The sequence below is a fragment of the Methylophaga sp. OBS3 genome (genome assembly GCF_026319325.1).
Taxonomy (GTDB): domain Bacteria; phylum Pseudomonadota; class Gammaproteobacteria; order Nitrosococcales; family Methylophagaceae; genus Methylophaga.
In genome coordinates this window covers 333686-359866 of the sequence record NZ_JAPDMU010000003.1, presented here as the reverse complement: position 1 = coordinate 359866, position 26181 = coordinate 333686, and the positions used below count along the sequence as shown (strand labels likewise).

The following is a 26181-nucleotide window of genomic DNA, read 5'->3' as shown; positions in this document are numbered from 1 at the left end:
TTACAATTCGCGCCATGATTAAGCTTAGCCAACTCTCTCTTCGCCGTGGACCACGGCTACTTTTTGAACAAGCCAATATGCTGATCCATCCGGGACAGCGCGTCGGTTTAACGGGTGCCAACGGTACGGGTAAATCGAGCCTATTCGCGATGATTCGCGGGCAATTACACCCCGATCTTGGTGAGTTATCGTTCCCAACCAGTTGGGTGATTGCGCATGTTGCACAAGAAACACCGGCGGTCGATACCCTGGCCATTGACTATGTTTTAGAGGGCGATGCTGAATTAAGTAGTCTATTAAATGCTTTGGCTGATGCCGAAGCTGCGGGTGATGGTCATCAGCAAACGCTGTTGCACGACAGACTCGCCATGATTGATGGTTATACCGGCCGTAGTCGTGCTGCCAAATTATTGCATGGACTTGGCTTTTCACCAGAACAGCAAACCCAACCTGTGCGTGCTTTTTCGGGTGGATGGCGAATGCGCTTAAACTTGGCGCAGGCATTGATGTGTCGAAGTGACTTATTGTTATTAGACGAGCCAACCAATCACTTAGATCTAGAAGCGGTTTACTGGCTGGAAGAGTGGTTACGCCAATACCAAGGCACGATGTTGGTGATTTCGCATGATCGTGAGTTTTTGGATCGTGTGGTTAATCAAATCGCTCACATCGAGCAACAAGCTATCAAAGTGTATAGCGGTAACTACAGTGACTTTGAACAAGCGCGTGCTGAGCATTTAGCTAATCAACAAGCAGCACATGACAAGCAGCAACGTGAGATTGCGCATATCCGTAGTTTTGTAAATCGGTTTAAGGCTAAGGCCACCAAAGCAAAACAAGCACAAAGCCGGGTAAAAGCGTTAGAACGCATGGAAAAAATTGCGCCAGCGCATGTTGATTCGCCGTTTCACTTTAGCTTTTTTGAACCGAGAAGATTAACCACGCCCATTTTGGCTTTAGATAAAGCCAGTGTTGGCTATGGTGAACAGCCGCTTATAGACAATGTGCAGCTTAGTTTAAGTGCAGGGGATCGTATTGCTTTATTAGGGCCAAACGGTGCCGGTAAATCCACACTGATAAAGTTAATTGCAGGTGAGTTAACGGCACTTGCGGGAAAGCGTCGTGAAGGCAAAGACATTGAAATTGGCTATTTTGCTCAGCACCAGCTTGAGCAACTAAGACCCGAAGATTCTCCACTACAACATTTACAGCGTTTGGATAGAGAAGCGCCTGAACAAGAGCTACGTAATTTCTTAGGTGGTTTTGGTTTTCACGGTGATAATGCGTTACAAAAAGTCGCACCATTCTCTGGTGGTGAAAAAGCCCGTTTAGTACTGGCTTTATTGGTTTATCAAAGACCAGCGTTATTGTTACTTGACGAACCAACCAACCATTTAGATTTAGAAATGCGTCTGGCGTTAACGATGGCACTGCAAGAGTTTGAAGGCGCTTTGGTTGTGGTTTCCCATGACCGCTATTTCCTAAGAAATGTCAGTGATGACTTGTGGTTGGTGGCGGATGGCAAAGCCGAACCATTTAATGGCGATTTGGAAGACTACCGTTTATTACGCTTAAACAAAGGCAATGAGGAAGTCGACAAAGTCGCACCAGCCAATAATAAAAAAGCAGATAGACAAGCTGCGGCGCAACAGCGGCAAAAATTACAGCCTCTTCGTAAGCTGGTGCAAGCCGCTGAGCAGGCAATGGATAAATTGCATCAGCAATTACAAACCTTAGAGTCTGCCCTGGCCGAGCCAGAGTTATACGACGCAGCAAACAAAGATAAATTGAAGAATTTGTTACAACAGCAAGCGGAATGCAAAGCTGAAATGGAACAAACCGAATTAGATTGGCTTGATGCCAACGAACAATTAGAGCGCGCAGCGCAAGAAGTGGATTAATGGCTTTATTACAACTTAAACAAATTACTGTCAGCTTTGGCGGTCCTAACCTACTCGACAAAATCGATTTCCAAATTGATAAAGGTGAGCGTGTTTGTCTTGTTGGTCGAAACGGTGCTGGTAAGTCTACGTTGATGAAAGTCATTGCCAGTGAAATCTTGCCTGACTCTGGCGAGATGGCAGGGATTAATAGCCTAAAAATTGCCAGACTGGAACAAGAAGTTCCTGCCGGTACTAAAGGCAGTATTTATGATGTGGTTGCCATGGGGCTGGGCGACATAGCGCCATTATTGGTGAACTACCATCACATTGTTCAGCAGTTACAACATGACAGTAGTGAAGCGGTACTAGCGAAACTTGAAAAAGCACAACACCAACTTGAAGCTGTGGATGGTTGGTCTCTTGAGCAACAAGTCGAAACGGTTATTTCCAAACTATCACTCGATCCGAGTGTTGAGTTTTCAAGCTTGTCGGGCGGGATGAAACGTCGTGTGTTGTTGGCACAAGCATTAGTGAAATCGCCTGATATTTTGCTATTAGACGAGCCAACTAACCATTTGGATATTGCCTCGATCATGTGGCTGGAAGCTTTCTTGAAAAGTTATGGTGGCACACTTTTGTTTATCACCCATGACCGTAGCTTTTTACAAGCTTTGGCGACGCGTATCGTGATGTTGGACCGTGGCCAAGTAAGTAGTTTTCCTGGTGACTATCAAAACTTCTTGGCTAAACGTGAAGCCATGCTGGCGGCAGAAGCTGAGCAAAATGCCCAGTTTGATAAAAAGCTAGCCCAGGAAGAAGTCTGGATTCGCCAAGGCATTAAAGCGCGTCGTACCCGTAATGAGGGGCGTGTTAGAGCTTTAGAGAAATTACGTAAAGAACGAAGCCAACGCCGTGAGTTGCAAGGTAATGTCAGCATGCAACTGCAAGAAGCAGATCGTAGCGGTAAGTTAGTGGTTGAGGTTGAAGATATTGGTCAGTCCTACGATGGCCGTACTTTATTTAAAGACTTCACAACACTGATTCAGCGTGGCGACCGTATCGGTATTATTGGCCCTAACGGTTGTGGCAAAAGTACACTATTGTCGATTTTATTAGGCCGTGAAAAACCAGAAACTGGTACGGTAAAACAAGGTACCAATTTACAGATCGCCTATTTTGATCAATTACGTAGCCAGCTTGATGAGCAGGCAAGTGTGGTTGATAACGTCGGGCAAGGTAGGGACTTTGTTGAAGTCGGAGGTAGTCGAAAACATATTATTGGTTACCTACAAGACTTCTTGTTTACCCCTGAGCGGGCGCGGACTCCGGTCAAAGCATTATCGGGTGGGGAACGTAACCGACTACTGTTAGCCAAACTATTTACTCAACCTGCCAACTTATTGGTTATGGACGAACCGACCAATGATCTCGATGCCGAGACATTAGAGTTATTAGAAGATTTACTTGCGAACTTCAGTGGCACGTTATTATTGGTCAGCCATGATCGTAGTTTCTTAAATAATGTGGTGACCAGTAGCATCGTTTTTGATGAGGACGGCAGTCTGCGAGAATACGTTGGTGGCTACGATGATTGGCTACGACAAAAAGCAGAGTTGGCAGAAAAAGCAGCTACTGCGAAACCAGCAACAAGTACCAAACCGGTAGCAAAACCTGAAAAGAAAAAGTCAGCGTTAACTTACCAACAGCAGTTAGATCTTAAAGCATTGCCGGCTAAGATTGAGACCTTAGAAGCTCAACAAATGCAGATGAATGAGACCATGTCATCTCCTGCATTTTATGAGCAAAGTGCTGAAGCGATGCAAAAAGCCCAAGATGAATTGGCGACTCTAACGAGTGAGTTAGAAGCCGCCTATGCGTTATGGGAAGAATTGGAAGAAAAGCAAAATGGCTGACCTAAACAGGCAGCCCTTGCTCTAACAGGGGAATCACATTCTCAGCTGGAATGGGTTTACTAAACAGATAGCCTTGATAGATATCACACTGTTCTGTTTTTAAGAATTTCAGCTGGGCATCGGTTTCAACACCTTCGGCAATGATAAGCAGGCCAAGGCTTTTCGCTAAGGTGATAATGGCCTTACATATTGCTGCATCTTCAAAGTTATTGTCGCACTCGCGAATAAATGCCCGATCGATTTTTAAAACATCGACAGGGAAGCGTTTGAGATAACTCAAGGATGAGTAACCTGTACCAAAGTCATCAATCGACAAACGGATCCGTGTTTTTTTCAGAGAGTTTAGGGCTTCTAAACTGGCGTCAGTATTCCCTGTTAAAACACCCTCTGTGATTTCAAACTCCAGCAGCTCGCCACCGATATCGTGATCAGCCGTCAGTTTCTCAACATATTTTGTTAACGTTTGAGAGTGTAGGTGATGACCAGAGATATTAATGGCGATGGGTAACAATGGCACACCTAACATCCGCCATGAAGCCAATTGCTCAATAACGGTTTTGATGACCCACTCACCTAAATCAATGATCAGGTTTGACTCTTCAATAACCGGTATAAAGTCACCCGGCATGATGAGACCATGTTCAGGATGTTGCCAACGCACCAAGGCCTCAAAACCAACGACCTCATTTGTCATGCAAGACACTTTGGGTTGGTATTGTAAAAACAATTGGTTATGTTTGATGGCATCTGGCAATGCAAATTCCAGTTGGAAGGTTTGCATGGCTTTTTCGCTCATCTCTTCGATGTAGACACGATAAGTGTTTCGTCCTGCTTGCTTGGCACGATACATCGCAATATCGGCTTGTTGCATTAACCGTTCTGGGTTTACTGTGCCATTTTCTGAAATTGCAATACCAATACTGGTTGGTACGATCAGAGACTGTTTATTCAGCATGACGGGTTCACGCATCTGCGCCAAAATATCTTCGGCTTTACGTTCAGCGACTTCCATGGTGACGTTACCTGATAACACCACGACAAACTCATCACCACCCCAACGGCCGGCAAGGTCACTTTCACGTGTGACTTTTTTCAAGCGGCGGGCAACTTCACAAAGCAATTGGTCGCCTGCTTTATGACCTAAGTTGTCATTAATCTTTTTGAACTGATCTAAATCCAAAAACATCAGTACAACAGAGCCCGGCAAACTTTGATGTTGAGCTATGCGTTGTTTCAAATTGCTCATGAAATATGTGCGGTTATAAAGACCTGTTAACGGATCGTTATAAGCCAATTGTTTTAGTCGGTTCTGTAATTTAATTTGCTGCGTGATATCACGGATATGCAGGGTATATTCGACCTGTGGCTGTGAACTGTCGGTTGTCTGTGTGATAACGACTTCAGCAGGGAATTCTTCACCATCGCTACGAGCCAGTTCAGTAATATTTTGGCGTTTCAAAACCAAACCATCACCGGCAACAAAACCTTGTGCCAAGCTGTTCATCGCAGCGGCCCTGGCGCCTTCTGAAATAAATAATTTGAAGAAGTTTAGGCCAAGAACTGATTTTTTGTTCATACCAAAACATTGTTCGGCGGCAGGGTTAAATTCGATGATATCGCCACGTTCATTCACCGTGACAATACAATCCATTGCTGCTTGAAGGATTGCGCCTTTACGAAATTCACTTTCTTTGTATGCCGAAAAAGCTTGATCCCGTTGTTCGATCTCTTGGTTAACTTTATCGATAACGCGGTTGTATTGTTGTGCAATCTGACCCACTTCTGTGAATGGCTCGACCGGTACACGATTAGAAAAATCTGATTCTTGTTGCTGATGTTGCATCGCAGCCAACAAATCAAATACTTCAGTACTTACGCGATGCTCAGAAACGTTCAAACCAATAAGCTCGGCTTGTGGCGTGACACGTAATGGGTAGTAACGATTAATGACGCGGAAAATTACATAAGCGACGACAAAACTATAAATGCCGATAGCGACAATACCTGTGAGCTGTGAGCCAAGCTGTTGCCAAAAACTTAGTCCATTGCCAATCCTTTCGGGATTACCAAATAAGGCAACGGATAATGTGCCCCAGATACCGGCAAATAAATGCACAGGGATAACACCAATCGCATCATCGATTTGTTTATCTTCCAGGAATCTATCGCCATAAAAAACAATGACGCCGCCAATAATACCAATGAGCGCAGCTTCATTTGCCGTGACAACATGACAGTTTGCTGTGATAGAAACCAAGCCACCTAACACGCCATTAATGATCATCAATACATCGACATAACCATCAGTGAAGTATTTGAGTAAGGTTGTGCAAATACCGCCCCAGATAGCTGCGAGTAGGGTATTTAATAAAATGGCTGGAATATCATCGCCCCAAGCCAGCGTGCTACCACCATTAAAGCCAAACCAACCAAACCAAATCAACATGCCGCCTAATACAGCCATTGGCAGGTTGCTGCCTGGAATACGTCTGTCAGGGGTATCGTAGCGACCGATGCGTGGGCCAATGATGAGAACAGCTGCAAGTGCCACCCAGCCACCGACAGAATGCACAACGGTTGAGCCTGCAAAGTCGACAAAGCCAATTTGTTCAAGCCAACCTGTTGGGTTGCCTGACATAATCCCCGCCCAAGCCCAATGTCCAATGACAGGGTAAATAGCTAAGGTAATGGTAATGGTGATAATGACGTAGCCGATATAGCTAGTACGTTCTGCAACGGCACCTGACACAAGAGTGGCGGCAGTACCGCAAAACATCATTTGGAAAATAAAGAAGGTAATTAAAAAGGCGGAGGGTGTTTCGTCAAACATGAAGTCGCTGGTACCAAACCAGCCGGTCATGCTATTGCCAAACATGATGCCAAATCCAACTAGCCAGAAGATAGCACTCGAAACGGTGAAGTCAGTGATGTTTTTGGCGGCAACGTTAATACTGTTTTTACTGCGAACCAGTCCACTTTCAAGGCAGAGAAACCCCGCTTGCATAATGAAGACCAAACAAGCTGAGCATAGCAACCAAAGAATATCCACCCGCGCCTCCAAATTCAGACCTTGCATATGTTTTTACGGTATATATCGCAAAAAATCCATACGTAAGTTAGCGAATAGCGAAAGAATTATTTTCAGGGGGATGCTTAGTAGATAGCTAAGCAAGAGGCTAAAAAGAAAAAAGCCACAAGAAATCAATGTTGTGGCTTTCATTAAGCAGATTTATTAGTGCTTATTCGTCAAGCAATGCATCGCGGTCATCTTCACGAATGCGTGGCAATACCCACATTTCGTACATCGAGACAATCCACATAAATGCGAAAGACATCGCCATTGCGCCACCGCCGATTAACACGAACCAAGCAAAGTTTGGATTCAGTTTTGTTAACCACCACGCCGAGATATCAATTAGTAGGAAGATATAGGGCATTGAAATGACAATGACCTTTAATGCTTTTGGTACGCCAGAGGCAAGACTGAAGATCAGGCCAACAAACATGAAGATGAAGGCGATACCAAATAAGTGAATATGCGATACACGCGCTAGGGCAGTCACGCTGGCACCGGTATCAACTAAAGCACGATCTTTAATTTCTTGGAACTCTGAATAGTCAGGAATCGCACCACCGGCATCAGCATTGTGACAAACAATACATTTGGCTTCGAAAATTTCTTGGACACCCGTTGATTCATAAGCATCTTCAGTCGCACCACTGTGGATCCACTGAATGATTTGATCACGCTCATCATCAGTTGCCATAGGTTTCATCGAACCGTGCAGTTTGTTTTCGAGTAGTGAGTTATTACGGTTACCGTAGTAGCTGTAAACAATGTCATCAATCGATAGGCCATATTCACCATCAGCAAGACCATGCGTCAGCTGGATCTGCACTAATGCCATCAAGTAACCCACCGCAACAACGATTAAGTAACCTGTGAATAACGCTTTGAGTGAGGTGCCCTGACTAGCAAGGTTAAGCCGGTGTAATGAAGCCATAGTCGATATCCCTTATGATTATTGTGTTTATTTTAAATCAATGCGTTTCCGCTGAGTAGCGCTTTTTTAATTATTAGCAAAGACCTGTTTCAGCAATTCTGTAGTGCGCGCTGCTGGATTCTCTCTTATTTTTTGTTCTTCTGCAGCTAGCATAACAAACAATCCTGATAGTGCCTGATCAGTAACATACTTTGTTAAATCCATGTTTAGACTTTGTCCAACCAAGGGGACAGACTGCATGCGATCATCTAATTGATTGTAGTAGCGGGTCGCACCAACTTGATTAAGGGAATCATCAATGACTGGTGAAAAAAGGGCGGCTAATTGATTGCTGGTTTTAGATTCAAAGTATCGGGTTGCAGCATCATCACTGCCTTGCAAAATAGATTTCGCATCATCAATGGTCATCGCTTTGATTGCATTGACCATAATCTCGGTAGCTTGTGGTGCCGCTTTTTCGGCAGCTTGATTGATACTGGTTTCAAAATCATTAGCAAGTTGGGTCATACCAAACTTTTTCATCAGGTCGGATGCTTGCTGGACACGCGGTGGGAGAGGGATGCGAATTTTTGGGTTATTTAAATAGCCACCTTCTTGTCCGATAGTCTCAATAGCACGTTTGCTACCGAGCTCGAGTGCTTCACGAAGGCCATCAATCATGGTGCTATTTGATAAACCATTGCTGGTTGTAGCAGGTTCACCGTTAAGCATCGCCTTACCGGCATCTTTGAGGTCATCGAACATTTTCCCCCAATCAGCATATGCCTGTGAGGATAAAAGTATGGTGAACAGTAATAACGGTAAACTAAATTTTTTCATCGCAAGATCTTCTTCAATCCATCGCGTCAAAGGTGTTGCAAATATTGCGCGTTACGTCAGCACATTATAAAGACAAAAAAGCCGGCGTTTAAACCGGCTTTTTTGTTATTGCATAACTGAACTTAGCCAGGAATGACGTTTTCTGCTTGAGGGCCTTTTTGACCCTGAGTCACTTCCATCGTAACAGCTTGACCTTCTTTCAAAGTTCTAAAGCCTTCTGACTTAATTGCACTGTGGTGAACGAAAACATCTGGACCATCGGCGCGTTCAATAAAACCGAATCCTTTTGCGTCATTGAACCATTTTACGGTGCCTGTAACTTGCTCTGCCATATCAACCTCAATATCTAAAACCTAATACCGGTTTAACTCCTAAACCGGTTTTATTACTGCCCTTCATAAATTAGGGGCTAACTGCATTGTACGCCCAAAAAAAGACAAAAAGTCACGTTTATTTTTCAGTTTTGCCAAATTTTTTTATATCAATTTTCTGCTTTATGTTCGTAAACAGACCTTAATTTAGTCTTAATGTTTTGTTTTTATTGGCGATTTCTTTGTTTTTTAATACGAATCATTACATGCAATGATGTAATTGAAAAGACGAATAAAATCAGTCACATTTCTGTAATATGCGGATTTTTAAACAATTTAAGGCTTATTTCGGGACATAATCAGCAGGTGGTGTCGAGCCTTCACCAAAGAAGAACTTCTCCATTTCTTCTTTCAGAAATGACTGTGATTTTGGATCAGCCAAAGATAAACGGTATTCATTAATTAACATGGTTTGTTGGCCTAACCACATTTGCCATGCTTCTTTAGAAACAGATTCCCACAGTTGTTTTCCTAATTCGCCAGGATAAGGCGGAAAGTCCAGACCTTCGGCTTCTTTATTAAGTTTGATGCAGTGAATTGTACGTGCCATTAAAAACCTCTAGCTAATTGTTGTACTAATGTTTTGGTTGGGGCTGGTAACCCTAATGCCGCAATGTCATCCATTTTAACCCAGCATTGCTTGTCATTGTCGGCAACACCGAAAACTGGGTTATCTAATTCTATATATATAGGAGAAATCGTTAATTTGTAATGTGTAAAAGCATGTTGAATATCTGGAAGATTTTGAAACCTTATGATGTCATTCTTTGATAATAGATGACTGATTTCGTTATCAATAGGCATTTCTGGAAAACTCCACAAGCCACCCCAAATACCTTGTGATGGTCGCTTTTCCAGTAGTAGTTGCCCTTTAGCAGCATAAACAAGCCAACGAATTTCTCGATGAGGCACGGCTTTTTTGGGTTTTTTAATGGGATATTCCGTTGGGGTACCCAGTTGAAAAGCTTGGCAATCAGATTGTAATGGACAAGCCTGACAACGTGGTTTGCTTCTAGTACATAAGGTGGCGCCCAAATCCATTTGTGCTTGGATATAGTCATTAATGCGCTGCTTGGGTAAAAGTTCTTCAGCTAGTTGCCACATATCGATTTCGGCTTGTTTTTCACCCGGCCAGCGTGGTTCGGCAGTATGTCTTGCCAAGACACGTTTTACATTGCCATCTAAAATTGGGTAATGCTTTTTAAAAGCTAACGCCAAGATCGCCCCTGCTGTTGAGCGGCCTACTCCGGGTAAATCAACTAATGCATCAAAGTTAGCCGGTAGTTCACCTTGGTATTTGCTTTGAATGATTTGGGCGGCTTTGTGAAGGTTTCTGCCACGTGCGTAATAACCGAGGCCAGCCCAATATTGCAGTACTTCATCAACTTCGGCATTGGCGAGCGTATTAATGTCTGGGAAGCGTTCGGTAAATTTTTGAAAGTAGGGGATAACTGTCACAACTTGGGTTTGTTGCAACATAATCTCTGATAACCAAACTCGATAGGGTGTTGCTGGCTGTTGCCAAGGTAAATTTTTTCGGCCGTGGTTATCAAACCACTGTAATAGTCTGTGACTGAAATCTTGTGCTGATGTCATATAGGCGCTGCCGCAGCGGTATCACTGCGGCAGATATTACTCATACGTTTAAAAGAAGCTTTTTAGTTTATTTTTAACGTCTTCTTTAAGCTGATCTTCGGCTGAAGGTTGTTCTTCAGGTGCTGGTTCCGATGTGGTTTCATCAGCCGTTGATTCTGAATCAGTAGCCGCTGGTGCTTCAGTTGCTTTTTTACCGCCAAGCGCACCACCTAATAAACCACCTAGATCATCTCCCAGTTTTTCTTTGAGTTTTTCTTCAGCTTTGCCTTTCAGTTCATCAGTGGCTTGCTCTTTTAGAATAGCAGCCAGATCAACACTTGGTTTTGGCTCACTAAAGGTGCCAGTAATTTTTAAAGGGATGCTGATACCTTTAAGCTCTTCTAATTCTTTACCACCTTGACCTTTTGAGGTACCAACAATTGATACACGCAGGTTATAGTCAATCGTTTCCTTAGGCAGGCTAGCAGTACCGTTACCATTGACACGAAGTAATGGTGACATCATTGCTAAATCTTGATTGTTAATGACACCTTTATCTGCCGTAAATGAGCCGCTCAGAGAACTAAAGTCCGTTGCTTCAGGCTCATTACCATCTGCTAATTTTTGCCCTGATAAAGCGGCTTTAGCTTTACGAATGGTTTGGGCGATATTGATTCCCTTGATTGCACCATCGCTAAAAGCAAACTGACCATTACCAGACAGGGTTTGTTTAATACCATCAATATCTTTACCTGTACCCGTTAACTTGATGCTGCCATCAGCTTTACCACTGATTTTGCTCTCACCTGTCAGGTCATCTAATAAAGGGCCGGCTTGAACACCTTCAAGTTTTTCATCAATGGCGAGCTTTAAAGCGTCACCGCGTGCATCAACGGTGACATTACCGCGGTATTTACCTTGGTATAAATCAGCCTGCATTGGGTTTAGCTTAATCAAGCCATCTTGAGCATCAATGGTAACGACAATATTTTCACTGGTGATGCCACTGGCTTTCAATTTACCGATCTTCAAACTGCCCTTTGCATTGATATCGCGCAAAGTATCTAGTGGCAATTCACTAGCACCACCCGCTGCCGCTGCAGCTGGCGGCGCTTTAGGTTGCTCTGTTTTTTCTTTGACGGGTGGCAGATAACGGTCTGCATCAATTTCATCTAAATTTAGGTTGAAACGAAAACCTGGTTTAGCGAAGTTTTCGACAGCAAACTGACCTGTCAATTGGCTTTGATCTAATGTGACTTGTAGATCTTTAGCATTAACGCGGTTGTTTGTACCTTCAATTTGAGCTTGTAATGAAACGGTTTCCAGTGTGCTGTTATCCGCCATTTCTGGCAGCTCAACGTTCATATCATTAGCTAATTTACGAAGATTAAAAGGCTTGATTTGAATGTTGCCAGCAAATGCTGGCGTTTCAGCCAAAATTTTGCTCGCATCGATTTTGCCATTCAACATCAAGTCTTGAAGCTTGAGTGATAGGTCAGCAAGTGACAAGGTTTGCTGCGCTAAATTAGCGCTAATGTCCGTGGTGAGCTCTAAATCAGCTTTTCCACCCGGTAAGGCTGCCGCTGCTACAGTGCCATTTAAAGCAAAGTCAGTGACATTATATTGTTGGTTTGCAAGGTTAGCATCGACTTGGCCGTTCAAGGTCGCCGTAAGTTCTTGATCATCTTTACTCGCAATCGTATCAACTTTTAAACCTTTTAACGTAACGACTTGTTTGACCATATCGGCAGCAACATCAGCATTGAGGGTAATGTTGGCTTTATCAATTGGTAGTTCTGTGCCTTCAGCCAATGTCGTGAATTTTAATCCTTCAAGTGCGTAATGTTGGTTTTCAACATCAACCATAACGCTGGTATCGAGTGTGACATGAGCTTTGGCTTCAGGTTTGGCACTGATTAAATCGAAATTCATGCTCAGCGCAGTAGGTTCGCCGGGCACTAATGGATCTGTTTCCAAGTTTAAGTTTCGTAACTGATAGTTTTCCCCTTTACTGTCATCTGACCAAAGAATATTGGCATTGGTTAGTCTGACGCCAGCAATACTGATTGCGGCTAACGCAGGTGGGGCATCTTGAGCTGACTCAGGTGCAGCTTCTTTGATTTCGGCTTCAGTTTCTGTACTTGGGTTAGAAAGATCTTCCCAGTTAGTACTGCCGTTTTTATTAGTTTCGAGGTTAAGCACCAGACCATCTAAAATGACGGTGTCCATCTCTAATTCTTTTTTCAGTAATGGCAGTAGTTTGATGCGGATTTGAGCATTATTAACTTGAGCAAAACTCTCTGCTTTGAAGCCATTGGCATTACTCAATGATAACTGGCCAAGTTCTAATGCAATCCAAGGAAAAACTGAGAGCCCAATATCACCTTGAATGGTCAACTGACGGCCAGTTGCTTTTTCAACTTGTGTCGCAATTTCATCTTTGTAGTCATTCGGGTCAACTACAAAGGGAATGGCTGCCAATGCGGCAATAGCCAGTACCAGAATAATGACGACGACTTTGATAATTTTGCGCATGTTGAGTTCCTATGCTGTGAGAAGCTGAAAAACATAATAAGGCATGGGGCCGCTATTATGAAATTTTCAGGGTCTTATAACTAAAATAATCGTAGTCCAACGTGCTTGATAGAAGCTGGTCGGCTCCGATTAAGCTCTTTACTTCACTGGTGTTTAAGTGAATTTTTCGCTTAGGACTAAATAATCCTTTTTGGCTGAGCAAACTTGGCTTATCGTCATCATTTAATGAAATCACGGGGATTTCCGCCATTTCACCTTCGGGGATACACTGCTCTGCCGAGGCTTTACCTTGTAAAACGGATAATCCTATCCGAGTTTGCTCAGGGCCAATATGCAACCAACGAATGATGCCTAATTGGTTATGGTCGGGTGTTTCTTTAAAGGCAATAAGATCACCGATCTGAATTGCCCGGCAATCTGCGGTTTCACGCATTAACATCAAGCCTTTATCACCTTGATTCATCAACGTCCAAGGTTGCACATTTACTTTACCTTCCTGTGACAACATCTGATGTATAGCCTTGAGACCATAACAAACACCAACAGTTCGACGCTCAATTGAAGTTGTGCGTTCAGTTTGGCGCTCATAACTACCATTGAGTTGTGGAATCGCGTGAGTCAGTACTTGTCTCTCAATAGCACTGATATTTTTTTGCTGTTTGATGATGGTGTCTAAACGACGCAATAAGGGTTGTACGTTTAATAAACGTGTATCACTAGCTGACCGAATATCAACTGCCGTTCGCGCCATGGCAAGTGGTAATTGATCTGACTGACCGTTAATGCAGAAATGTCCTGTAAGTAAAAACTGACTGGTAATATGCATCTGCTTTTCACTCATCAGATCAATATCTGTTTCGTTTGTCAGTGACCCCATAAGTTGGAAAATTTTTACCACTGAAAACCGTGGCATATTGTAAGGATCCGCAATACCTGTCAGTAAGGTACGCACATAAACTGTGTAGAAGTCGGTCACTTCAATTGGCTGTTTAAATTCTGGCAGACTTTTTAAACAATTTGCAGACTCTAAGTAGAGATAAATTTGGTGTAATTGCCAGATGGCCTTATCGGGTGGCTGATAATAATGCTGAAAGGCATTAACTACTTGAAGGCTTAATAATTCAGCGGCTCTAAGCAGACACAATAAATAAACCGGATCTTCAGCAGGCCGTTTACCGCGCTGAAAGCGTTGTTGGGCATAACGCAGATAACATTGAGTGAGTAGGTGCAACGAGAGCTGCAATTGTCGTAGATATTTTCTTTTTTCGGTTAACTGACGATTATCCGCACGAATCATGGCGGTATCACGCTCAAAAATCAGCGGTTTAAAAATTTGCCTATATTCCTCAAGCAGTGGCAAACATTTACTGACACTTAAGTTCAAGCCGTTGAGTGATTGCAGATGACTTAGCAGGGTACTGATTTTTTGATGAGGGTCTTCAGGTAAAAGTTGAAGCCACTTATGTAAGCAGAACAGGATCGGTAAAAGTATCGTTTTTACTTGTTTGCTCAGTCAGTGGATCAATGGCGAGGTTTAGCTGCGGCAAGTCACTCGCTGGTTTTTTGAGCGAGAGAAATTGCTGTTGAACTGTTTTTGACCATTGAAGCAGTTTTGAGGGTTTTGCTTCGGTTTTTTTAGCCGGCGTAGATGGATCGTTTTGTCTAACCTTAGTAGGTTGTGGGCCACGAACTTTATCGTCGATGAGATTTAAAGCCTCAGAAAAGTTCGCTGTTCTTAGCGGCTTTTTAATAATAATGTCGACCGCTTCAGTGACATTGCCATGACTGGTTAATAAAGCATTAAAAACGTGGGTAGACCGGTTTTGCCAAGCTGCTTCACCCCCAGGGTAATCAAAACAGTAAACATGAAGCTCAGCACTGCTATCTTCACTAAGCTGCCATTCGTGACTTAATAAGTCCGCTGCTAAGTTAAGCATCGATTTGAGCGAGGTTTTATCGACCTCATTAAGACCACATGCTTTAATTCGCAAAGTCATCTTTAGGTGCTTTCCGCTGGTTCCGCCTCAGAAACCTCAGCCTCGATGCTGCGGATTCGAACCGTTTTCACAATATTATCTGCGGTTTGAATAACTTCAATGACGTAGTCTTCAACACGCAAACTAACACCAGGGTCTGGAATACTTTCTAGCATTTCCAGAACTAAACCATTGATGGTCTTTGGGCCATCTGTTGGTAAATGCCATTGATTATTGCGATTAATCTCACGAATCGTGGCAGTCCCATTAATAAGAAAGCTACCATCCGATTGTGGGTGAATGTCTTTATCATCATCGATAGTGTTAGCCGTAAATTCACCAACGATTTCACGGAAAATATCTTCCAGCGTGATAAGTCCTAACAAGTCACCATATTCATCAACTACTAAGCCTGTACGACGTAAGTTACGTTGGAATTGAATTAGCTGGGTATTAAGTGAGGTACCTTCTGGAACGAAGTAAGCTTTTTTAACAATATTATTAAGTGTTTGAGGATTAAGATTATCTTGCGTCAGCAAGTTTAGCGCCTTACGGACATGCAAAATACCAACGATATTATCCATGCTGTCTTGGTATACCGGCAGTCGTGTGTAACCACAATGCGATAGCTGCTTAACAATGTCATTGAAAGGCATATTAATATCGATGCCCTCAATCTCATTTCTCGGCACCATCACATCGTTAACGGTAATTTGTTCCAGTTCCAATATACTCATCAACATATCTTTATGGCTTCTGGGAATCATGCTGCCAGCTTCCATCAAAGCGACTTTTAACTCTTCAACGTTGATGGCTGTTGATTTGGCGTCTTCTGCGGAAACACCAAGCAGGCGAAGCAACCAGCGAGTAATCATGCTGATGATCCATACCAAAGGATACAAAATAAATTGTAATGGCTTTAAGACAAAACTCGCAGGATAAGCGACTCGTTCAGGGTGCAATGCAGCCAATGTCTTTGGCAATACTTCGGCAAACAATAAAACGATTAGTGTTAATGCAAAGGTGGCGACCAGAATGCCGTTTTCACCAAGTAGCTTGATACCGATGACGGTTGCAATCGCTGAAGCAAAAATATTGACGAAGTTATTACCTAATAGGATCAAACCAATTAGGCGGTCAGGTCTAGATAGTAAAGACTCGGCAATCAGGGCACCACGATGACCTTGCTGCGCCAAGTGGCGCATACGGTAACGATTGAGTGACATTAACGCTGTTTCGGAGCTGGAGAAAAATGCTGACATAAACAGCAAAACCAGCAAGATCATAAACAGAACGAATAAAGATGTTTCTTCTAACATGCTCAGCTAATCTTCAATATATATTCAAGGACGATTTTGCTACCAACAAAAGCCATCACTAAAAAGCCAAATCCCGATAGTGTCCAGCGTACTGCGGTTTGCCCACGCCAACCATGTTGATAACGACCCCATAACAAGCTGGCAAAAACAGCCCACGCAATGATCGATAAGATGGTTTTATGGGCAAGGTGCTGTTCCCATAAATTACTGACAAATAAAAAGCCTGTGATGAGTCCTAGTGTCAGTAAGGCGAATCCACTGATAATCAGTTGGAATAATCCTTTTTCCATAGACTGCATTGGCGGCAGCTTGCGCATTACGCCAGCGGCATTATGTTGACGTAACTGTTTTTCCTGAACCGCCAAAATTATCGCTTGAATTGCAGCCAACATCAGCAAGCTGTATGCGGTGAGAGACAATAAAATATGCCATTCTAACGCCGGGTCTGGAAGTTGTTTGGCACTGGTTGACGGTGCTTCAAACACCATCATCAACATCATGGCGACGAGTGGGTAAATGACAATCCCAGGAGGAGAGTCAGGCCAGCGGAAACCACCAATAAATGCCAGAAATGCCATGATCCATGCGGCTATTGAGAGCATTGTTAATAAACTCAAATCCCAGCCACCAGCGGTATACATGACAAAAAATAAATGGGCAGCATGAAACACCAATGCCAGTACCGACATAATGCCAATAGGCAGGCTTTTGACCGGACGACTAGTATCGCGTTTAACAAAACCACGAATTAAAATAACGCTACAACATAGATAAAGCAGAAAGGCTAAAGCGTTGGCAATGGCCATTGAAGGTAATCCTTTATTCCGACACAGCAGATAAATTCAACTTGCATCATAAACGATGTTTCGGGGATGGTGATACCAATCAGGTATAATTACCCGCAATTATTTTTACCGGCAATCGACCGTTTTCCTAGGAAAAAATATGTTTGATAGTTTAAGCGATCGTCTAAGCGGCACATTACAAAAGTTACGTGGCCAAGGACGAATCACCGAGGACAATGTAAAAGATACGTTGCGTGAAGTACGTATGGCGTTGTTAGAGGCCGATGTTGCATTGCCTGTAGTACGTGAGTTCATTAGTAAGGTTAAAGAGCGCGCACTGGGCCAAGACGTATTAAGAAGCCTGACGCCAGGCCAAGCGTTCATCAAAATTGTTAATGATGAACTAACTGCGGTAATGGGCGAGGCTAATGATGGCCTTGATCTGAATCACCAACCACCAGTAGTTATTTTAATGGCGGGTTTACAAGGTGCGGGTAAAACGACCAGTGTTGCTAAACTTGCGCGGTTTTTAAAAGAACGCCACAAAAAATCCGTCATGGTGGTTAGTGCTGACGTTTATCGTCCCGCTGCGATACAACAGCTAAAAACACTGGCAGTAGAAGTTGAAGCCAAGTTTTATCCGAGTGAAGCCGGGCAAAACCCCGTCACCATTGCCGAAAATGCTCTGGCACAGGCAAAAAAAGAATATGCCGATGTCTTGATTGTCGATACCGCGGGTCGTCTGCACATTGATGCCGATATGATGACTGAGATTAAAGCCATTCATGCGGCAATAAATCCAGCAGAAACCTTGTTTACGGTCGACAGTATGACGGGTCAAGATGCCGCGAATACTGCGCAGGCATTTGATGAAGCATTACCTTTAACAGGTGTCATCTTAACCAAGACCGATGGTGATGCACGTGGTGGTGCGGCCTTGTCTATCCGTCATATCACCGGTAAGCCAATCAAATTTATGGGTGTCGGTGAAAAAACCACCGCCCTTGAACCATTTCATCCTGATCGTTTGGTGTCACGTATTCTTGGCATGGGCGACGTACTGTCGCTAGTCGAAGAAGCACAGCGCAAAATGGATGTGGGTGCTGCTGAAAAACTAGCCGGTAAATTAAAAACCGGTAAAGGTTTTGACCTTGAAGATTTCCGTGAGCAATTACGCCAAATGGGTAAAATGGGCGGTATCGGTGCGTTGATGGATAAATTGCCGGGTATGGGACAAATTCCTGAAGCAGTTAAAAACCAAGCCAACGATAAAGAGCTTCGCAAAATGGAAGCAATGATCGATTCGATGACGCCAAAAGAGCGAAAGCGGCCTGATATCATTAAAGGTTCGCGCAAAAAACGTATCGCCGCAGGCTCAGGAACACAGATCCAAGATGTAAACCGTTTGTTAAAACAGTTTACGCAAATGCAAAAAATGATGAAAAAAATGGGGCAAAAGGGCGGCATTGCCAAAATGATGCGTGGCCTCGGCGGTAAACTGCCAATGGGCGGTGGTGGCATGCCCTTTTAATTAAGATGCATATAGCGCTTTGCAAAAGTAGTATATGTGCGTAAAATAACTCTATTTTCCATCCGATTTTTCAACGGGCAGATTTATGGTAACAATTCGAATGACTCGCAGCGGCGCGAAAAAGCGTCCTTTCTACGGCATCGTAGTCACTGACTCACGCAGCAAGCGTGACGGTCGCTACATTGAGCGTATCGGTTTCTTTAACCCGATTGCTAAAGGCCAAGAAGAATCTCTGCGCCTGGATCTGGACCGTGTTGATCACTGGATCAGCCAAGGTGCACAGACTTCAGAGCGTGTTGCACAACTTATTAAAGTTGCTCGCAAAGCCGCTTAATTACTAACCGGAGGACTTCGTCATGGCTGAAGCCGGCGAATTTATCCCGGTTGGAAAAATCTCTGGCGTGTTTGGTGTCAGAGGTAGCGTGAAAGTGTTTTCATACACAGAGCCACGCGACAATATTTTGCGTTACAAGCCATTGTTTTTGAAGCGTCAAGGACAGTGGATCGAAATCGACATCAGTGGTGGCCAGCTACAAGGTAAAGCTGTCGTAATGAGTATTCGTAATGTCACTGATCGTGATCAGGCATTACCGTTGATTGGCGGTGAGTTAGCAATTCGCCGTGAACAGCTCAAAGCTACTGATCAAGATGAGTTTTATTGGGCTGATTTAATTGGCCTATCCGTAATCAATGCGGAAGATGTAGTGCTAGGTAAAGTTGACCACTTACTCGAAACCGGTGCCAATGATGTGCTGGTGGTGATGCAAGATGGTACAAAAGCACAGCATCTAATTCCGTTTGTTATGGATGAAGTTGTCCTTAACGTGGATTTAGCGAATCAGCAAATTCGGGTTGAATGGCAATCTGATTATTTGTGAGGCAGTGAGATGCACCTTGGGGTGATTTCATTGTTTCCAGAAATGTTTAGCGCCGTCACTGATTATGGTGTGACAGGTAGGGCTGTTAAAAACGAACGATTGAAAGTTAGTCTTTGGAATCCACGCGATTTCACTGATGACAAACATCGTACCGTTGATGACAGGCCTTATGGCGGTGGCCCAGGCATGGTTATGAAAGTTGCGCCATTAATGGCGGCAATTGATGATGCCAAAACCTTGTTAGGTCGTGATAGCAAAGTTATTTATCTATCACCGCAAGGTAAGCCACTCACTCAAGCAGCACTGAGTGACATGGCTAAACAAGATAGTTTGATACTGTTGGCTGGTCGTTATGAAGGTATTGATGAACGACTAATCCAGCAGCAAGTCGATGAGGAATGGTCCATTGGTGATTATGTTCTCAGCGGCGGAGAGTTACCGGCCATGGTCTTAATTGACGGTATGGCTAGATTGATTCCGGGCGTGCTCGGTGATGCGGAATCCGCAGTACAAGACTCTTTTGTAGATGGCTTGTTGGATCATCCGCACTATACGCGGCCTGAAGAGTTAAACAGTGAAGTGGTTCCACCGGTTTTATTAGGTGGTGATCACGAGGCAATACGAAAGTGGCGCCTGAAACAGTCTTTAGGACGAACATGGTTGCGGCGACCTGATTTATTGGTAGCGAAAACGCTAGATAAAGAACAGGCAGCCTTATTGGAAGAATTTATTGCCGAGCGCGGGCAGGATTAGGATTAGTGGGGAGACAACAATGAGCAACATTATCGAACAGCTGAATGCTGAACAATTGAGAAGCGATATTCCGGAATTTGGTGCCGGTGATACCGTTGTCGTTAAAGTAAAAATCAAAGAAGGCGACCGTGAGCGTGAACAGGCTTTTGAAGGTCTGGTTATTGCTAAACGTAACCGTGGTCTGCACTCAGCATTTACCGTTCGCAAAATTTCTAACGGTGTTGGTGTTGAGCGTGTTTTCCAAACACACAGCCCAACGATTGCTAGCGTTGAAGTAAAACGCCGTGGTGACGTTCGCCGTGCGAAACTGTACTACTTACGTGACCTGACTGGTAAAGCAGCACGTATCAAAGAAAAATTGTAATCTCGGTTACAAAGTACAAATTAAAGGACTGCTTCGGCGGTCCTTTTTTTTGCCATAAAATTGCTGCTGCAAACTGCTAAAATCAGCCCATGTCAGAAACCAACACCACAGCGGATCAACCAATGCCTGCCTATGTTCAAGCATTTCTCGATAGTTTGTGGCTTGAATCAAACCTCAGTCAAAACACGGTAGCAGCATACCAACGAGATTTGCTTGGCTTTGCGGCTTGGTTACAAAAGCAAGATATTGGATTACCAAGCGCAGAGAGACAACATATCGAAGCCTATCTTGTGACGCGGTTAAGAAACGGTAGTAAAAAGACCAGCGATGCACGGTTAATTTCAACATTGCGTCGTTATTATCGTTATTTATGCCGTGAAGCATTACGTGAGTCTGATCCTACTGCCATGTTGGAGTCACCACGTTTGGGTAAACATCTGCCCGATACGTTATCTGAGCAAGATGTGGAAGATTTACTGGCACAGCCTGATATTTATTCAATGCTCGGTCTACGTGATAGAACAATGTTAGAAGTGCTGTATGCAACCGGTTTGCGTGTATCTGAGCTTGTTGGTTTAAAGCTTGAGCAGTTGAATATGCGCCAGGGATTAATTCGCTGTGTTGGTAAAGGTAATAAAGAAAGACTGGTACCGCTTGGCGAAACTGCCTTGGATTATTGCCAACAGTACTTATTGGAAAGCCGACCGCAATTGATATATGGCCATGCGACTGATGATTTGTTTCCAACACGTCGTGGTACGGCAATGACACGCCAGGCTTTTTGGCACATCATCAAGCGTTACGCGGCGTTAGCGAGTATTGATAAACCCTTATCGCCTCACACATTACGTCATGCTTTTGCGACACACTTATTAAATCATGGGGCTGATTTACGCGTGGTTCAGTTATTACTGGGACATAGTGATTTATCAACTACCCAAATTTATACCCATATTGCAAAAGCCCGATTACAAAGTTTGCATAGTCAATATCACCCACGTAGCTAAGATAATGATTTGGTTTGTCATGCTAAACTGCGCAGCATTTATTTTACGGAGGAGCACTAATGCCATCATTCGATATCGTCTCAGAAGTGGATAAACACGAACTGACCAACGCGGTTGATCAAGCCAACCGAGAGTTAACCACCCGCTTTGATTTTCGAGGAACCGACGCACGTGTTGAGCAGTCTGAAAAAGTACTCACAATGTATGCTGATAGCGATTTCCAATTGGAACAATTGTTAGATATTTTGCGTTTAAAGCTGGTCAAACGCAGTATTGATGTCAAATGTCTGGAGGTTAAAGATCCTAAAGGCGATGGCAAACTTCGTAAGCAAGATGTCATTGTGCGTGAAGGCTTAGATAAAGATGTCAGCCGTATAATCGTCAAACTCATTAAGGACAGCAAAATCAAAGTACAAGCTGCTATCCAAGGTGACAGTGTCAGAGTGACAGGCAAAAAGCGCGACGAGCTACAACAAATCATTGCATTGCTCAGAAGTGATGAAGGCATTGAGATGCCGCTGCAATTTAATAATTTCCGTGATTAAGAGAGACTCGATGAAACCTATTTCAACCATTTTTTTAGCTATGCTGATGTTGGCTTGTGGCAGCGTATTCGCTGAAACGCAAGATGCCGTTGTTGAGAAGCTAAAAGCGCAGTTAGAAACCGATATGCCAGGCATGCAAATCCAGTCTCTGACGGCACTGGGTGATAGTGGTTTGTATGAGGCTATTATTAGTGATCAAGTTTTTTACTTTACCCAAGACGCTAAATATCTTATTCAGGGAAATGTGTTATCGCTGGAGTCACGTGAAAATATTACTCAGGCACGCGAACTACAAATTAAGAGCGATATTTTGAGTCGTTTAGATCCAAAAGATTTAATTATCTTCGCACCTGAAAAAACAGATTACATGCTGACCGTGTTTACCGATGTTGATTGCGCTTATTGCCGTAAATTGCATGAAGAAGTTGATGAGTACAACAAGCTGGGTATTGGTATTCGTTATATGGCATTCCCAAGAGCTGGTGTTGAATCTGAGTCAGCAAAAAAACTAGTACAAGTTTGGTGTGCTAAAGATCCAAAACAAGCCATGACTGATGCAAAAGCAGAACGTGATTTGAAAAATACTAGTGTTTGTAAAGATAACCCTGTTGTTGCCCAATTTGAACTTGGCCAACGTTTAGGTGTTGAAGGTACGCCTGCATTGTTCCTAGAAAATGGCCAAGTATTACCTGGCTATGTCCCACCGCAACGTTTGCGGGAAATTTTGGATGAGAATGCTAAGCAGGCAAATTAAGCGTTAGCGTTTGCTCAAGGCGAGGATCAACGAGTTGGAACTTGCCTTCATCCAACATCAAAAAGCTCGGACTATCATGCCAATCGCCTAACACGATTCTATAGTAGGGTTGGCTGTTTGACTCGAAGTGATGTATCGCAGGTCTATGCGTATGGCCATGGAGCAAGATAGTTGTTTGATGTTTGTGCATAGATCTCACAACAGCATCTGGATTCACATCCATTATCGCAGTGCTCTTATACTGTTTCTTATCTTTACTTTTGTCTTTAATCTTGTCAGAGATGCGCTGACGAAACGATAAAGGCAAATGTAAAAAACACCATTGTAAGAAGCGGTTTCTGACCACTTTTCGATATCGTTGGTAGCTGACATCATCAGTACAAAGGCTATCACCATGCATCAATAGCACAGGTGTATTGTTAAAAGTATGCACTATCGCATCGGGTAGTAATTCTGCACCCACAGATTCAGCAAAATCCTTACCCAGCATGAAGTCTCGATTACCCACCATCAGATAAAGCTTGCAGCCTTGTGAGCGAAGCTTAAGTAGGCTATCCATAAAGGAATAATATTCTGGCAAGACTAAATCATCGCCAAGCCAAGTATTGAAGATATCACCGAGGATATAGAGTGACTCGAGATTTTTCTGCTGTGATAAAAAGTCTGTGACCAACCGGGTTAATTCCGGCTGGTCAGGACTTAAATGCAGATCTGAAATAAACAGATGTGACATTGACTGCTTAACGATTTATTTCAGTAATTCAGCTTTTTCAATCACAACATTCTCCGCTGGCACGTCTTGGTGTGGGCCACGAAGGGTTGTTTGTACTTTGCGAATAGCATCCACAACATCCATACCTTCGACCACTTCACCAAAGACAGCGTAACCCCAGTCACTCATGGTCTCTGCACGGAAGTTTAAAAAGCTGTTATCAACGGTATTGATAAAGAATTGAGCAGTCGCAGAGTGAGGGTCGCTGGTACGAGCCATAGCGATACTGCCACGGCTATTAGTTAAGCCATTATTTGCTTCATTATCAATTGGCTTTTGCGTGGTTTTTTGTTGGAAGTCTTCAGTAAACCCACCACCTTGAATCATAAAGTTTTCGATAACACGGTGAAAAATAGTACCGTCATAAAAACCTGATTCTACATACTGAATGAAGTTGGCAACCGTGTTTGGCGCTTTTTCTGAGTTTAATTCGATAACGATTTCACCGTGATTAGTCGTTAGCTTAACTTTAGGTAGGGCAGAGCCACCCTCTGCATTAGCAGTCATTGATAAAGAGGCGATAAAAAGCGGGGCCAAGTGGCGGTATAGTAATTTCATTATAAGATTTGTCCAAAGCGTGAAAAAACGCCCATGATAGAGCATCTCGATCTTTAAGGTGAACACTTGAAAACACTTTCTATGATTTAACCACGATAAATCAGCGCTGTTACGGGATGGTGCGGACAGCGTATAATGCCCGTTTTAAATAACTTTCATCAATTGGTATGTCAGAAGCTGCTGCTAATCACAATTTCATTCGCACAATCATTCAAGAAGATTTAGATGCTGGCAGGATTGCCGGAAAAGTGGTCACTCGTTTTCCGCCTGAGCCAAACGGCTATCTACATATCGGTCATGCTAAATCTATTTGTCTGAACTTTGGTTTGGCTAGAGAGTTTGGTGGTGATTGTAATCTGCGTTTTGATGATACAAACCCTGCTAAAGAAGAGCAGGAGTACATTGATGCCATCAAGGAAGATGTGACTTGGTTAGGCTTTCAATGGGCTGGTGATATTCACTATGCCTCAAGTTATTTTGATCAATACTACGAATGGGCTATTCACCTCATCAAAGAAGGTAAAGCCTATGTCTGTGATTTGAGTCCAGAGCAAGCCAGTGAGTATCGTGGCTGGGCAACTAAGCCAGGTAAAGAGTCACCATTCCGTAATCGCAGCGTTGAAGAAAATTTGGCTTTGTTCGAAAAAATGAAACAAGGCGAGTTTGATGAAGGCTTTTGTGTTTTGCGTGCCAAGATTGATATGGCTTCGCCTAACATGAATCTGCGCGACCCAATTTTGTACCGCATTCGTAAAAAAACACATCATCAGACGGGTGATAAGTGGTGTATTTACCCGAGCTATGACTTTGCACATGGCCAAGGTGATGCCATTGAAGGTGTTACCCACAGTATTTGTACATTAGAGTTTCAGGATCACCGCCCACTTTATGAGTGGTTTATTGCCAATCTGCCTGTTCCGGCGAAACCGAAACAATATGAATTTGGTCGTCTAAACATTAATTACACTGTCACCAGTAAACGTAATTTAAAACAATTGGTAGACGATAAAATCGTTGATGGTTGGAATGACCCGCGTATGCCGACCATTTCAGGTATGCGCCGTCGCGGTTATTCAGCAGCAGCATTACGTGCGTTTTGTGATGGTCTTGCCGTTGCGAAAACCGACGGTGTGGTTGATATTGCTCAGCTTGAGTTTGAGATTCGTAAAGACTTAAATGACAACGCTGCACGTGCCATGTGTGTACTCAATCCATTAAAGGTCACAATTACCAACGCTGCAGATGAAACTGAATGGTTGCAAGTGGCAAATCATCCCCAGCAAGAAGCGATGGGTAATCGTCGTTTAGCCTTTACTAAAAATATCTTTATCGATGCGTCAGATTTTACCGAAGACACCACACTGAGCCGTAAGAAGTTTAAACGTTTGGTGATTGGTGATTATGTTCGCTTACGTGGCGCTTATGTCATCAAAGCAGATGATGTTGTTAAAGATGATAGCGGTAATGTCATTGAAATCATTGCCTCTTTGGTGCCCAACACTGTCGGTCAAAACCCGCCTGAAGATATGAAGCCGCGTGGCGTTATTCACTGGGTTTCAGCAACTGAAGGTCGTGAGGTTGAATTACGCCTGTACGATAGATTGTTCTCTGCAGAAGCGCCGGGTAAAGAAACAGGTAATTATCTTGATGATGTTAATCCAGACTCACTGACTATTATTAAAGCAATTGCCGAACCTGAAATTGTTAATTGTGCACCTGAAACAGCATTTCAGTTTGAGCGTGAAGGTTACTTTGTTAGTGATCGATTCGACCACAGTGCAGAAACCCCCGTATTTAATTTGACCATCGGTCTAAAAGACACTTCAAAAAATTAGTCAC

24 protein-coding genes are annotated in these 26181 nt (G+C 43.4%); 11 read left to right on the top strand and 13 right to left on the bottom strand.

Annotation, left to right across the window (positions count from 1 at the left end; translation table 11 throughout):
• The first annotated feature begins 14 nt into the window (after positions 1–14).
• On the top strand, positions 15–1901 hold the full coding sequence (locus OMP94_RS08470; RefSeq protein ID WP_266277847.1) for an ATP-binding cassette domain-containing protein: 1887 nt from the start codon (positions 15–17) through the stop codon (positions 1899–1901).
• Positions 1901–3796, top strand: coding sequence for an ATP-binding cassette domain-containing protein (locus OMP94_RS08465; protein ID WP_266277846.1), 1896 nt, complete (start codon positions 1901–1903; stop codon positions 3794–3796). Before OMP94_RS08470 ends, OMP94_RS08465 begins: the two co-directional genes overlap by 1 nt.
• 1 nt (position 3797) lies before the next feature.
• Here OMP94_RS08465 and amt read toward each other — a convergent pair whose 3' ends face one another.
• From amt to OMP94_RS08410, 11 genes are all read right to left on the bottom strand, one after another.
• Positions 3798–6845, bottom strand: a complete 3048-nt coding sequence (gene amt, locus OMP94_RS08460; RefSeq protein ID WP_266277845.1) for an ammonium transporter — start codon at positions 6843–6845, stop codon at positions 3798–3800.
• 190 nt (positions 6846–7035) lie between these two features.
• Complete coding sequence (locus OMP94_RS08455) at positions 7036–7800, bottom strand: elongation factor-1 alpha (protein WP_266277844.1); 765 nt, start codon at positions 7798–7800, stop codon at positions 7036–7038.
• A gap of 66 nt (positions 7801–7866) precedes the next feature.
• Positions 7867–8619, bottom strand: coding sequence for a DUF4197 domain-containing protein (locus OMP94_RS08450; protein WP_266277843.1), 753 nt, complete (start codon positions 8617–8619; stop codon positions 7867–7869).
• A gap of 122 nt (positions 8620–8741) precedes the next feature.
• Complete coding sequence (locus tag OMP94_RS08445) at positions 8742–8951, bottom strand: cold-shock protein (protein ID WP_266277842.1); 210 nt, start codon at positions 8949–8951, stop codon at positions 8742–8744.
• A 322-nt stretch (positions 8952–9273) separates the two neighbouring features.
• Complete coding sequence (locus OMP94_RS08440) at positions 9274–9540, bottom strand: oxidative damage protection protein (RefSeq protein WP_266277841.1); 267 nt, start codon at positions 9538–9540, stop codon at positions 9274–9276.
• Positions 9540–10586 (bottom strand): A/G-specific adenine glycosylase, encoded by a 1047-nt coding sequence (mutY, locus tag OMP94_RS08435; RefSeq protein WP_266277840.1) that lies wholly within the window; start codon positions 10584–10586, stop codon positions 9540–9542. Before mutY ends, OMP94_RS08440 begins: the two co-directional genes overlap by 1 nt.
• Positions 10587–10634: 48 nt before the next feature.
• Entirely contained in the window at positions 10635–13100 is a 2466-nt protein-coding gene (locus tag OMP94_RS08430) for an AsmA family protein (protein WP_266277839.1), read from the bottom strand.
• Positions 13101–13155: 55 nt separating this feature from the next.
• Complete coding sequence (locus tag OMP94_RS08425) at positions 13156–14484, bottom strand: hypothetical protein (RefSeq protein WP_266277838.1); 1329 nt, start codon at positions 14482–14484, stop codon at positions 13156–13158.
• Positions 14485–14560: 76 nt separating this feature from the next.
• Entirely contained in the window at positions 14561–15097 is a 537-nt protein-coding gene (locus tag OMP94_RS08420; RefSeq protein WP_266277837.1) for a hypothetical protein, read from the bottom strand.
• Positions 15098–15099: 2 nt separating this feature from the next.
• A complete protein-coding gene (locus OMP94_RS08415; protein ID WP_266277836.1) occupies positions 15100–16395 on the bottom strand; it encodes an HlyC/CorC family transporter in 1296 nt (431 codons plus the stop codon).
• Positions 16396–16397: 2 nt separating this feature from the next.
• Positions 16398–17201: a cytochrome C assembly family protein gene (locus OMP94_RS08410; RefSeq protein ID WP_266277835.1), complete on the bottom strand. Its 804-nt coding sequence runs from the start codon at positions 17199–17201 to the stop codon at positions 16398–16400.
• A 139-nt stretch (positions 17202–17340) separates the two neighbouring features.
• Between OMP94_RS08410 and ffh the strand changes: the two genes are divergently transcribed.
• The 8 genes from ffh to OMP94_RS08370 all read left to right on the top strand — a co-directional run bounded on the left by ffh (position 17341) and on the right by OMP94_RS08370 (position 23012).
• Positions 17341–18711 (top strand): signal recognition particle protein, encoded by a 1371-nt coding sequence (ffh, locus tag OMP94_RS08405; protein ID WP_266277834.1) that lies wholly within the window; start codon positions 17341–17343, stop codon positions 18709–18711.
• A gap of 85 nt (positions 18712–18796) precedes the next feature.
• Positions 18797–19045, top strand: coding sequence for a 30S ribosomal protein S16 (rpsP, locus tag OMP94_RS08400; protein ID WP_266277833.1), 249 nt, complete (start codon positions 18797–18799; stop codon positions 19043–19045).
• A 22-nt stretch (positions 19046–19067) separates the two neighbouring features.
• Complete coding sequence (gene rimM, locus OMP94_RS08395) at positions 19068–19589, top strand: ribosome maturation factor RimM (protein WP_266277832.1); 522 nt, start codon at positions 19068–19070, stop codon at positions 19587–19589.
• Positions 19590–19598: 9 nt separating this feature from the next.
• Positions 19599–20342 (top strand): tRNA (guanosine(37)-N1)-methyltransferase TrmD, encoded by a 744-nt coding sequence (gene trmD, locus OMP94_RS08390; protein WP_266277831.1) that lies wholly within the window; start codon positions 19599–19601, stop codon positions 20340–20342.
• A 19-nt stretch (positions 20343–20361) separates the two neighbouring features.
• Positions 20362–20706, top strand: coding sequence for a 50S ribosomal protein L19 (gene rplS / locus OMP94_RS08385; RefSeq protein ID WP_323135073.1), 345 nt, complete (start codon positions 20362–20364; stop codon positions 20704–20706).
• Positions 20707–20795: 89 nt separating this feature from the next.
• Entirely contained in the window at positions 20796–21713 is a 918-nt protein-coding gene (gene xerD, locus OMP94_RS08380) for a site-specific tyrosine recombinase XerD (RefSeq protein WP_416240454.1), read from the top strand.
• A gap of 59 nt (positions 21714–21772) precedes the next feature.
• Positions 21773–22258, top strand: coding sequence for a YajQ family cyclic di-GMP-binding protein (locus tag OMP94_RS08375; RefSeq protein WP_266277830.1), 486 nt, complete (start codon positions 21773–21775; stop codon positions 22256–22258).
• 10 nt (positions 22259–22268) lie between these two features.
• Positions 22269–23012: a DsbC family protein gene (locus OMP94_RS08370; RefSeq protein WP_266277829.1), complete on the top strand. Its 744-nt coding sequence runs from the start codon at positions 22269–22271 to the stop codon at positions 23010–23012.
• Here the strand turns inward: OMP94_RS08370 and OMP94_RS08365 are convergent.
• A complete protein-coding gene (locus tag OMP94_RS08365; RefSeq protein ID WP_266277828.1) occupies positions 22996–23745 on the bottom strand; it encodes a UDP-2,3-diacylglucosamine diphosphatase in 750 nt (249 codons plus the stop codon). The two genes, OMP94_RS08370 and OMP94_RS08365, sit on opposite strands and share 17 nt — an antisense overlap.
• A gap of 15 nt (positions 23746–23760) precedes the next feature.
• Positions 23761–24342 (bottom strand): peptidylprolyl isomerase, encoded by a 582-nt coding sequence (locus OMP94_RS08360; RefSeq protein ID WP_416240453.1) that lies wholly within the window; start codon positions 24340–24342, stop codon positions 23761–23763.
• 167 nt (positions 24343–24509) lie between these two features.
• Here OMP94_RS08360 and OMP94_RS08355 point away from each other — a divergent pair, with 167 nt between their 5' ends.
• Complete coding sequence (locus OMP94_RS08355; protein WP_266277827.1) at positions 24510–26177, top strand: glutamine--tRNA ligase/YqeY domain fusion protein; 1668 nt, start codon at positions 24510–24512, stop codon at positions 26175–26177.
• The last annotated feature ends 4 nt before the right edge of the window (positions 26178–26181 follow it).

What these genes read in the sequence shown, in the direction of transcription:
- OMP94_RS08470 (WP_266277847.1), top strand. Translation starts at nt 15, where the DNA reads ATGATTAAGCTTAGCCAACTCTCTCTTCGCCGTGGACCACGGCTACTT.
- OMP94_RS08465 (WP_266277846.1), top strand. Translation starts at nt 1,901, where the DNA reads ATGGCTTTATTACAACTTAAACAAATTACTGTCAGCTTTGGCGGTCCT.
- OMP94_RS08455 (WP_266277844.1), bottom strand. Translation starts at nt 7,800, where the DNA reads ATGGCTTCATTACACCGGCTTAACCTTGCTAGTCAGGGCACCTCACTC.
- OMP94_RS08450 (WP_266277843.1), bottom strand. Translation starts at nt 8,619, where the DNA reads ATGAAAAAATTTAGTTTACCGTTATTACTGTTCACCATACTTTTATCC.
- OMP94_RS08445 (WP_266277842.1), bottom strand. Translation starts at nt 8,951, where the DNA reads ATGGCAGAGCAAGTTACAGGCACCGTAAAATGGTTCAATGACGCAAAA.
- OMP94_RS08440 (WP_266277841.1), bottom strand. Translation starts at nt 9,540, where the DNA reads ATGGCACGTACAATTCACTGCATCAAACTTAATAAAGAAGCCGAAGGT.
- mutY (WP_266277840.1), bottom strand. Translation starts at nt 10,586, where the DNA reads ATGACATCAGCACAAGATTTCAGTCACAGACTATTACAGTGGTTTGAT.
- OMP94_RS08430 (WP_266277839.1), bottom strand. Translation starts at nt 13,100, where the DNA reads ATGCGCAAAATTATCAAAGTCGTCGTCATTATTCTGGTACTGGCTATT.
- OMP94_RS08420 (WP_266277837.1), bottom strand. Translation starts at nt 15,097, where the DNA reads ATGACTTTGCGAATTAAAGCATGTGGTCTTAATGAGGTCGATAAAACC.
- OMP94_RS08415 (WP_266277836.1), bottom strand. Translation starts at nt 16,395, where the DNA reads ATGTTAGAAGAAACATCTTTATTCGTTCTGTTTATGATCTTGCTGGTT.
- OMP94_RS08410 (WP_266277835.1), bottom strand. Translation starts at nt 17,201, where the DNA reads ATGGCCATTGCCAACGCTTTAGCCTTTCTGCTTTATCTATGTTGTAGC.
- ffh (WP_266277834.1), top strand. Translation starts at nt 17,341, where the DNA reads ATGTTTGATAGTTTAAGCGATCGTCTAAGCGGCACATTACAAAAGTTA.
- rpsP (WP_266277833.1), top strand. Translation starts at nt 18,797, where the DNA reads ATGGTAACAATTCGAATGACTCGCAGCGGCGCGAAAAAGCGTCCTTTC.
- rimM (WP_266277832.1), top strand. Translation starts at nt 19,068, where the DNA reads ATGGCTGAAGCCGGCGAATTTATCCCGGTTGGAAAAATCTCTGGCGTG.
- trmD (WP_266277831.1), top strand. Translation starts at nt 19,599, where the DNA reads ATGCACCTTGGGGTGATTTCATTGTTTCCAGAAATGTTTAGCGCCGTC.
- rplS (WP_323135073.1), top strand. Translation starts at nt 20,362, where the DNA reads ATGAGCAACATTATCGAACAGCTGAATGCTGAACAATTGAGAAGCGAT.
- xerD (WP_416240454.1), top strand. Translation starts at nt 20,796, where the DNA reads ATGTCAGAAACCAACACCACAGCGGATCAACCAATGCCTGCCTATGTT.
- OMP94_RS08375 (WP_266277830.1), top strand. Translation starts at nt 21,773, where the DNA reads ATGCCATCATTCGATATCGTCTCAGAAGTGGATAAACACGAACTGACC.
- OMP94_RS08370 (WP_266277829.1), top strand. Translation starts at nt 22,269, where the DNA reads ATGAAACCTATTTCAACCATTTTTTTAGCTATGCTGATGTTGGCTTGT.
- OMP94_RS08365 (WP_266277828.1), bottom strand. Translation starts at nt 23,745, where the DNA reads ATGTCACATCTGTTTATTTCAGATCTGCATTTAAGTCCTGACCAGCCG.
- OMP94_RS08360 (WP_416240453.1), bottom strand. Translation starts at nt 24,342, where the DNA reads ATGAAATTACTATACCGCCACTTGGCCCCGCTTTTTATCGCCTCTTTA.
- OMP94_RS08355 (WP_266277827.1), top strand. Translation starts at nt 24,510, where the DNA reads ATGTCAGAAGCTGCTGCTAATCACAATTTCATTCGCACAATCATTCAA.